An 8,694-nucleotide genomic window follows, 5' to 3' on the forward strand; every position below is an offset into this window, starting at 1 on the left:
ACGCGTTGTCTCTGATCGTGCACCGCGCTTCCAGCGTGTACCGCGGCCGCGAGCTGGTGTCCAAGATGCGCGAGCTGATCCCGCGCCAGATGTTCGACATCGCGGTGCAGGCGGCCATCGGCGGCCACATCATCGCCCGCGAAACCGTCAAGGCGCTGCGCAAGAACGTGCTGGCCAAGTGCTACGGCGGCGACATCACGCGTAAGAAGAAACTGTTGGAAAAGCAAAAAGCCGGCAAGAAACGCATGAAACAGGTCGGCAACGTGGAAATCCCGCAAGAGGCTTTCCTTGCCATTCTTCAAGTAGGGGACAAATAAGTGGGCGGAAACTTGTACTGGGTATTCGTCGCCCTGGCAGCGATCGGCGCCATGCTGATCGTGCTGGGCGGCAAGAAGCAGGAAGGGGCGGCCGATTGGCCGCAGTCCGTGCAGTGGGGCTATCTGGCGCTGGTGATCGGCGGCTTCGGCTTCCTCTCCAACTACATGAGCTTCACCGCCGTGATGCTGGTGTTCGTGCTGATCACCGGCGTGGTGTGGGCGCTGGACAAGTGGCTGCTGGCCAAGAAGCGCGCCGCCAGCGGCGCCGAGGCCGGCCATTTCGTGGATTATTCCCGCGGCTTCTTCCCGGTGATCCTGGTGGTGTTCGTGCTGCGCTCTTTCCTGGTGGAGCCGTTCCAGATTCCGTCCAGCTCGATGCGGCCGGGCCTGGTCGTCGGCGACTTCATCCTGGTCAATAAATTCGCCTATGGCATTCGCGTGCCGGTCCTCAATAATGTATTGATCCCGGTCGGGCAGGTGCAGCACGGCGACGTGGTGGTGTTCAACTACCCGCCGAATCCCAAGATCAATTACATCAAGCGCGTGATCGGCCTGCCGGGCGATACCGTCGAGTACCGCAACAAGCGCCTGACCGTCAACGGCAAGCCGCTGACCGATGTGCAGGACGGCACCTACGATTACCTGGAAAAGGAGTTGGGCCTGCAACAGATTACGGCCGATCAGTTCCGTGAAAGCCAGAACGGCAAGCACTACAAGGTGCTGAATAATGCGGGCACGCCGGTGGTGGCGCTGAGCCAGGTGCAGGACTTCCCGTACCGCGACAATTGCCGCTACGATGACGATGGCTTTGTCTGCAAAGTGCCGCAGGGCAATTACTTCATGATGGGCGACAACCGCGACAACAGTTCCGACGGCCGCTACTGGGGCTTCGTCAAGGATGATCTGATGGTCGGCAAGGCCTTCATGATCTGGATGAACTTCGGCAACCTGTCGCGCATCGGCAGCAAAATTCAATAAGCTACAGGCCGCGCTGGCCGCAGCGGGAGATTCGCATGAAAAAACAGAGGGGCTTGTCTGGCATCGCCGTGCTGCTGTGTGTCGCCCTGGCCGGCGCCGCCTTGTTGCTGGTGTTCAAGATCGTGCCGGTCTACACCGAATTCGCCAATATCAAGAATACGTTGCAGACCCTGTCCGCCGAAACCAATGCCGGCGAGTACACGCTGCGGCATGAGTTTGACCAGAAGGCGGCCGTTGCCGACATCACCGCGATCAAGGGCGATAACTTGACGGTGGTGGCCGGCAGTAGCGGCAACTTCCTGCGCGCGCAGTATCAGCGCGAGGTGCCGCTGTTCGCCAATGTCAGTCTGCTGTTCCATTTCGATACCCAGGCAGGCCAACCGCCTGCTGTTCAATAACCATACCGTGACCCAAACCGATAATCGATTCCGGCGCCTGTCCCAGGCGCTGGATTATTCCTTCAAGACGCCGGAATTGCTGCGCCAGGCCTTGACGCACCGCAGCTATGGCAGCGCCAACAATGAACGCTTCGAGTTCGTCGGCGACAGCATCCTCAATTACACCGTGGCCCGCATGTTGTTCGACCAGTTTCCGCAGTTGACCGAGGGCGAGCTGTCCCGGTTGCGCGCCAATCTGGTCAACCAGAACACGCTGGCCGAGATCGCCCATGAATTGAAGCTGGGCGACTACCTGTACCTGGGCGAGGGCGAGCTGAAAAGCGGCGGCTTCAACCGTCCGTCCATCCTGGCCGACGCGCTGGAAGCCACGTTCGCCGCCGTCAGCTTCGACGCGGATTTCGCCGCCGCCGAGCTGGTGGTGCGCAAGCTGTACGCGCAGCGCGTGGCCACCATCGACACCACGCGCCAGGCCAAGGACGCCAAGACCCGCTTGCAGGAAGCGCTGCAGGCGCGCAAGCTGGCGTTGCCGAAGTACCGCATTCTGTCGCAAAGCGGCGAAGCGCATGAACAATGGTTCAAGGTGGAGTGCGATCTGGGCGAAGTGGCCCTGATCGCCACCGGCGAAGGCGGCAGCCGCCGCGCCGCCGAGCAGCAGGCCGCCGAAGCAGCGATCAACCTGCTGGAACAGAAACTCGCAGCAAGCAAGAAACGAACATGACCCACACCCCATTCCACTGCGGCTTTGTCGCCATCGTCGGCCGTCCCAACGTGGGCAAGTCCACGTTGATGAACCACTTGATCGGCCAGAAGATCAGCATCACGTCCAAGAAGTCGCAGACCACGCGCCACCGCGTCACCGGCATCCATACCGAGGACGCGGCGCAGTTCGTGTTCGTCGATACGCCGGGCTTCCAGACCTACCACAAGGGCGCGCTGAACGAGGCGCTGAACAAGAGCGTCAAGGATTCGCTCGGCAGCGTCGATTGCGTGCTGTTCCTGCTGGAAGCGATGCGCTTCACCGCCGCCGACCGCGAAGTGATGGCGCTGCTGCCCAAGAAAACGCCGGTCATCCTGGTGGTGAACAAGCTGGACAAGGCCAAGGACAAGCTGGCGCTGCAGGCTTTCATCGACGAGGTGTGCGCCGAGTTCGAATTCGCTGGCGTGGAAGTGGTCAGCGCCAAGCACGGCCAGCGCCTGGCCGAGCTGCTGGACCAAGTGCGCCCGCATCTGCCGGAGTCGATGCCGCTGTATCCGGAAGACATGATCACCGACAAGAACGAGCGTTTCCTGGCGGCCGAGATTGTCCGCGAGAAGCTGTTCCGCTACCTGGGCGAAGAGCTGCCGTACGAAATGAACGTCGAAGTGGAGATGTTCGAGATGGACGGCGCGCTGCGCCGCATCCACATCGCGGTGCTGGTGGACAAGGAGCATCAGAAGCCCATCGTGATCGGCAGGGGCGGCGAGAAGCTGAAGAAAATTTCCACCGAAGCGCGTCTGGACATGGAAAAGCTGTTCGACGGCAAGGTGTTCCTGCAGGTATGGGTGAAGGTGAAGTCCGGCTGGGCCGACGACGTCCGCTTCCTGCGCGAGTTCGGTCTGGACTGATGAAGCCGTTGGAACACCCGCCGTTTCAGCCTTGCTGGACGGTGCGGCTTACCACCGACACGCCGGCGCTGGCCGGGCTGTCTCTGTGCGCGCTGCGCTTGGCCACGGCGCAGCCGGGCTGCCTGGGCGGCGATGCGGTGGAGCAGCTCACGTATTGGGATAGCGTCGACGCCATCGCCGCCTGGCGCGGCAGGGTGGAGCAGTTGGTTCTGCAGCGCTTGGGGCGCGGCGCCGGCGAGTTCGATTTTGTCGTCAGCCGCCGTTTGCCGGAGGATAGCCGCGCATGAGCCAGCCGGGGCGGGTGGACAAGCAGTCGGCCTATATCCTGCATACCCAGCCGTACCGCGAGACCAGCCTGCTGCTGGAAGTGCTGACGCGCGATCATGGCCGTTTCAGCTTGGTGGCGCGCGGCGCGCGGCGCCCGCGCTCCGATTTGCGCGGGGTGCTGCTGCCGTTTCAGCCGCTGACGCTATCGTGGTTCGGCAAGGGCGAGTTGCGCACGCTGCACGGCGCGGATTGGGATGGCGGCGTGCGGCCGCTGACCGGCTTGCCGCTGGTTTGCGGCTTTTACCTGAATGAATTGATGATGAAGCTCACGGCGCGGGATGATCCCGAGCCGCGGGCTTTTTCCGTTTACGACGCGGCGGTGCGCGATCTGGCCGTCCAGTCATCGCTGGCGCCGGTGCTGCGCCGTTATGAGTTGAAACTGGCCCAGGTGCTGGGCTACGCGCCGTCGCTGGCGCGCGACAGCTTCGGCGCGGACGTCGCCGCCGATCGCCATTACCTGTGCCGCGACGCGGCGCTGCCGGAGCCGGACGATCATCCTGAGCGGGCGCTGATCGGCCGCGTGGCGCGGCTTTCCGGCGCGGCGCTGTTGGCGATTGACTCCGACGACTACAGCGATCCGGCGGTGTGCGGCCAAGCGCGCCAGCTCAGCCGGGTATGGCTGGGGGCGTTGCTGGGCGACGAGCCGCTGGCGTCGCGCGAATTATTGCAGGCCATCCAGTCCCTGTCGGACTAGACGGCGAAAAAGGGAGAAGCAAATGATTCTGTTGGGCGTAAACATCGATCACGTCGCCACGCTGCGCCAAGCGCGCGGCACCCGCTACCCCAGCCCGGTGGAGGCCGCCCTGGTGGCCGAATCCAGCGGCGCCGACCTGATCACCCTGCACCTGCGCGAAGATCGCCGCCATATCCAGGACGCCGACGTCAAGGCCATGCGTCCGGTGCTGAAAACCCGGATGAACCTGGAAATGGCGATGACGCCGGAAATGCTGGCGCACGCGCTGGCAGTCGCGCCGGAAGATGTCTGCCTGGTGCCGGAAAAGCGCGAGGAAGTCACTACCGAAGGCGGCCTGGATGTGCGCGGCCATTACGCCGACGTCGGCCACTACGCGGCTAAATTGAGCGAAGCCGGCATCCGCGTCTCCATCTTCATCGATCCGGACCGCGAGCAAATCCAGAAGGCCTATGACGCCGGCGCGCGCGTGATCGAGCTGCACACCGGCGCTTACGCCGACGCCCTGCATGCGGCCGAGCGCGAGGCCGAACTGGTCCGCATCCGCGAAGCCGCCGAGTTCGGCGCCAGCTTGGGGCTGGTGGTCAACGCCGGCCACGGCCTGAACTACCACAACGTCAAGCCCATCGCCGCCATCCCGCAGATCGCCGAACTGAACATCGGCCACGCCATCGTCGCCCACGCCTTGTTTGTCGGCTTCCCGCAAGCGGTGCGCGAAATGAAGGCGCTGATGATAGAAGGCCGCCAGGGGCTGTAATGATTTACGGCATCGGCACCGATCTGGTCGAAATCGCCCGCATGGAAGCGCTCTTCCAGCGTTGGGGCGCCAAGGCCGGTCGGCGCATCCTGACGGAAATCGAGCAAGCGGAATTCGAAGCGCATGCCGACCCGGCGCGTTTTCTGGCCAAGCGCTTCGCCGTCAAGGAGGCGTTCGCCAAAGCCTTGGGCACCGGCGTGGTGGCGCCGGTCTTGCTGACGGCAATAGGCGTCGGCCATGACGCGCAGGGCAAGCCCTTGCTGGCGCTGTCCGACGAGCTCGCCGCCTTCGCCGCTGAGCGCGGCGTGACGCGCATGCATGTGTCGATCAGCGATGAGCGCGGCCACGCGCTGGCTTTTGTCGTGCTGGAATCGTAGCGGGAACGAGCGGCGCTCCAGCCTTATCTTTGCAATACTTGGGTTGGCAATCCATGCCTCCCGCAACGGTCGAGGATAAAACCATGACTCAGACCCCATTGAATCTTCCGCGCGGCCCGGTGATGGTGGACATCGCCGGCTTTGCGCTCACCGAGCAGGAACGCGCCCGGCTCACCCATCCGCTGGTGGGCGGTGTCATCCTGTTCCGCCGCAATTTCCAAGATATCGAACAGCTGCGCGCGCTGACTGCCGAGATCCGCGCTCTGCGCAGCCCGCATCTGCTGATCGCCGTCGACCACGAAGGCGGCCGCGTGCAGCGCTTCCTCGATGGCTTCACCCGGCTGCCGCCGATGAATGTGCTGGGCGAAGCCTGGGATGCCGACCGCGATCAGGCGCTCAAGCTGGCGGAAACCGTCGGCTATGTGCTGGCGGCCGAGCTGTCGGCCTGCGGCATCGACTTGTCCTTCACCCCGGTGCTGGATCTGAACTGGGAGCGTTGCGCCGTCATCGGCAACCGTTCTTTCCACCGCGATCCGGAGGCCGTGGCGGCGCTGGCCGAGGCGCTGCAGCAGGGCCTGGGACGCGGCGGCATGATGAGTTGCGGCAAGCATTACCCCGGCCATGGTTATGTGACCGGAGACAGCCACCACCTGATGCCGCAGGACGATAGAAGCCTGGCCGAGATCGAGCGCGACGATCTGATCCCCTTCGCGCGTCTGGCCGATGCCGGCATGGGGGCGGTGATGCCGGCCCATGTGTTGTATCCGGCGGTGGACAGCCAGCCGGCCGGCTTCTCCCGCGTCTGGCTGCAGGACATCCTACGCGGCAAGCTGGGCTTCGACGGCGTGATCTTCTCCGATGCGCTGGACATGGCCGGCGCGGCCGGAGCCGGCAGCTATGTGCAACGCGCCGATGCGGCGCTGGATGCCGGTTGCGACATGGTCCTGGTGTGCAACCAGCCGGAAGAGGCCGACAGAATGCTGGCTCAGCTTGCGCCGCCGCCGCAACCCAAGCTGGCGGCGCGCCTGGAGCGCATGGCGGCCAAGAGCAGCGCGCAGAGCTGGCGGCAAGTGATCGCCAGCGCCGACTTCGCCGCCGCCCAGGCCGTGGTGAGGCAGCTGACGATGCCGCAGGATGCGCTGGCTGGCCCGCAGGTGGGCGAGGCGCATTGATATGCTGCCAGCCAGCCTGGCGCAGCTGGATGCCATCCGCGAGGAATGCCGCGCCTTGGTGAGGCAACGCGCCGCGCTGTCGGCTGGCGCGTCGGCCTTGCCGGCGCCCGGCGTGGATGTCGCCGCCGATGTGGCCATCTTGCTGCAGCTGATTCCGGCCATCAACCAGCGCTTTGGCGTGGCGCCGGAGCAGATTGCCGCTTACGATGCGGCGCGCAAGCAGATGTTGTACCAGCTGATCCGCCGCGCCGGCAGCGCGCTTTTGGGGCTGGAGGTGACGCGGACGCTGCTGGCTGCGCTGGTCAAGCGAGCCGCCGGACGCTGGGCCGGCAAACAAGCGCTGAAGCTGGTGCCGGTGCTCGGCTGGGCGGCCAATGCCGCCATCGGCTTCGCCGCCATGCGCTATGTCGGCAACAGCCATATCGACGATTGCTATGCCGTCTGCCGGCGCATGCTGGAAGATGGCGGGCACTAAAAGGAGCAAGACATGCAAGTGGGCGCACTGATCATCGGCGACGAATTGCTGTCCGGCAAACGCCAGGACAAACACATGCAGGCGCTGATCCGTATTCTCGCCGCGCGCGGCATGAAGCTGGCCTGGGCCGAGTACCTGGGCGATGATCCGGCCCGCATCGAATCCGCCCTGCGCCGCGCTTTCGCCGGCAGCGATTTAGTGTTCAGCTTCGGCGGCATCGGCGCCACCCCGGACGACCACACCCGCGCCTGCGCCGCCCGCGCGCTGGGCGTGCCGCTGGCGCTGCACCCGGAAGCCAAGGCGCTGCTGGAAGCGCGTTTCGGCGACGAAGCCTATCCGCACCGCATCCACATGGGCCACTTTCCGCAGGGCGCGGCCATCATTCCCAATCCCGTCAATCAGATTCCCGGTTTTTCCTGCGGCCACGTCCACTTTGTGCCAGGCTTCCCCAGCATGGCTTGGCCCATGATCGAGTGGGTGCTGGATACCCATTATCGCCAGCTGTTCAACGATCAGCCCGATATCGAAATGACTTGCATCGCCATCGCGGCGAAAGAGGGCGATTTGATCGGGCTGATGCAGGATTTCACTACCCGCTACCCTTCGCTCAAATTGTCCAGTCTGCCCAATTTCGGCAATGAGGCGATTCCGCAGATGCATATCGAGTTTGGTTTTGCTGGCCAGCCGGCGCTGGTGGAGATCGCCATGGCGGAGTGGGTGAAAGTCTTGCGGGAGCGCGGTTACGAAGTCAGAAGTATTTGAGCCTGGTCAATCCCGCAGTTGTATTATGAGAGATTGGATGGATGGTTATCTTGGGGGGGAGCATGCATAGTTGGAAACTGTACTCGGTTAACGGGAAATCAATTGTAGCCCTAAAAGAGGGCATGAACTGGTTCGCCTTTTTCTTTGGCGGAGCTTGGGCATTTTTTCATCGCCTATATTGGCAAGGGGCGGTCGGTGTGTTGCTAGCCATTCTTCTCAATGGCTTTTTGGAGTTTCATCCCTTTTTGGGTTTGGTGTTGGGTCTTCTCGTATCTTCGATTTATGGATTCTATGCCAATGTCTGGCGAGGAAAGAGCTTGTTGAAAAAAGGCTATGTGAACGATCAGACGCTCCGAGCCAAATCTTCCAGAGATGCCATCGTGGAATACAAAAGGATTGTCGAGGGTTTGTCTATCGGGAGGGGGTTCTGAGGATTTCTTTCAGGAGACGCTGAACTGATTGAATTGATTGATTTTTTGAATGGCATCTCATTTTTTAGGTTCTGAAAAGCGGCTGGTTTTATAACTTCCGCCTTTTGCTTTGTATGAACCATCTGGAGGTAAGCTGGGTCAGAATCTGACATCAATTATGTTCTTTGGGAAATTATGAGAGCCATTAGCTACCGCCCTGCTCATCCGGGAGACATCACCACCTGCATCGTCATTCGCGGTCAGACCCGTGAGAATGCCATTTCCGAATCCACGCTGAACGAATTGGGCATCACGCGTGAAAGCTGGGCGCAAAGCGTGCGCGTGGGCGAGCTGCCAGGCGTGGTGGCTGAGGTGGATGGCGGTATCGTCGGTTATTGCTTTGGTGACGCAATGAGTGGCGAGAT

At 62.7% G+C, this 8,694-nt stretch carries 13 protein-coding genes and 1 pseudogene; all 14 read left to right on the forward strand.

Annotated elements, in window-relative coordinates; all coding sequences use genetic code 11:
- A pseudogene (locus C2134_RS17860) lies at window positions 1–317 on the forward strand (elongation factor 4); the annotation flags it as partial.
- Window positions 318–1,295, forward strand: a complete 978-nt coding sequence (gene lepB, locus C2134_RS17865; RefSeq protein WP_103321451.1) for a signal peptidase I — start codon at window positions 318–320, stop codon at window positions 1,293–1,295.
- A gap of 35 nt (window positions 1,296–1,330) precedes the next feature.
- On the forward strand, window positions 1,331–1,693 hold the full coding sequence (locus C2134_RS17870; RefSeq protein WP_071110434.1) for a DUF4845 domain-containing protein: 363 nt from the start codon (window positions 1,331–1,333) through the stop codon (window positions 1,691–1,693).
- Between the two features lie 7 nt (window positions 1,694–1,700).
- Entirely contained in the window at window positions 1,701–2,411 is a 711-nt protein-coding gene (gene rnc / locus C2134_RS17875) for a ribonuclease III (protein WP_199179980.1), read from the forward strand.
- Window positions 2,408–3,298 carry a GTPase Era gene (gene era / locus C2134_RS17880; protein ID WP_103321452.1) on the forward strand — a complete coding sequence of 297 codons (891 nt, stop codon included), beginning with the start codon at window positions 2,408–2,410 and terminating at the stop codon, window positions 3,296–3,298. The genes rnc and era overlap by 4 nt, the downstream gene beginning before the upstream one ends.
- A complete protein-coding gene (locus C2134_RS17885) occupies window positions 3,298–3,585 on the forward strand; it encodes a hypothetical protein (RefSeq protein WP_103321453.1) in 288 nt (95 codons plus the stop codon). The genes era and C2134_RS17885 overlap by 1 nt, the downstream gene beginning before the upstream one ends.
- Window positions 3,582–4,319 (forward strand): DNA repair protein RecO, encoded by a 738-nt coding sequence (gene recO / locus C2134_RS17890; RefSeq protein WP_103321454.1) that lies wholly within the window; start codon window positions 3,582–3,584, stop codon window positions 4,317–4,319. Before C2134_RS17885 ends, recO begins: the two co-directional genes overlap by 4 nt.
- Window positions 4,320–4,341: 22 nt before the next feature.
- On the forward strand, window positions 4,342–5,073 hold the full coding sequence (pdxJ, locus tag C2134_RS17895; RefSeq protein WP_103321455.1) for a pyridoxine 5'-phosphate synthase: 732 nt from the start codon (window positions 4,342–4,344) through the stop codon (window positions 5,071–5,073).
- Window positions 5,073–5,450: a holo-ACP synthase gene (acpS, locus tag C2134_RS17900; protein WP_103321456.1), complete on the forward strand. Its 378-nt coding sequence runs from the start codon at window positions 5,073–5,075 to the stop codon at window positions 5,448–5,450. The genes pdxJ and acpS overlap by 1 nt, the downstream gene beginning before the upstream one ends.
- A gap of 83 nt (window positions 5,451–5,533) precedes the next feature.
- Entirely contained in the window at window positions 5,534–6,622 is a 1,089-nt protein-coding gene (nagZ, locus tag C2134_RS17905) for a beta-N-acetylhexosaminidase (protein WP_199179981.1), read from the forward strand.
- Window position 6,623: 1 nt separating this feature from the next.
- Window positions 6,624–7,097, forward strand: a complete 474-nt coding sequence (locus tag C2134_RS17910) for a hypothetical protein (RefSeq protein ID WP_103321457.1) — start codon at window positions 6,624–6,626, stop codon at window positions 7,095–7,097.
- Window positions 7,098–7,109: 12 nt separating this feature from the next.
- Entirely contained in the window at window positions 7,110–7,859 is a 750-nt protein-coding gene (locus C2134_RS17915; protein WP_103321458.1) for a competence/damage-inducible protein A, read from the forward strand.
- 122 nt (window positions 7,860–7,981) lie between these two features.
- Window positions 7,982–8,290, forward strand: coding sequence for a DUF2628 domain-containing protein (locus C2134_RS17920; protein ID WP_158248807.1), 309 nt, complete (start codon window positions 7,982–7,984; stop codon window positions 8,288–8,290).
- Window positions 8,291–8,464: 174 nt separating this feature from the next.
- A partial coding sequence (locus tag C2134_RS21760) for a GNAT family N-acetyltransferase (RefSeq protein ID WP_500778652.1) occupies window positions 8,465–8,694 on the forward strand: 230 nt, incomplete at its 3' end.

The organism is Chromobacterium sinusclupearum, assembly GCF_002902845.1.
Classification (GTDB): Bacteria; Pseudomonadota; Gammaproteobacteria; order Burkholderiales; family Chromobacteriaceae; genus Chromobacterium; species Chromobacterium sinusclupearum.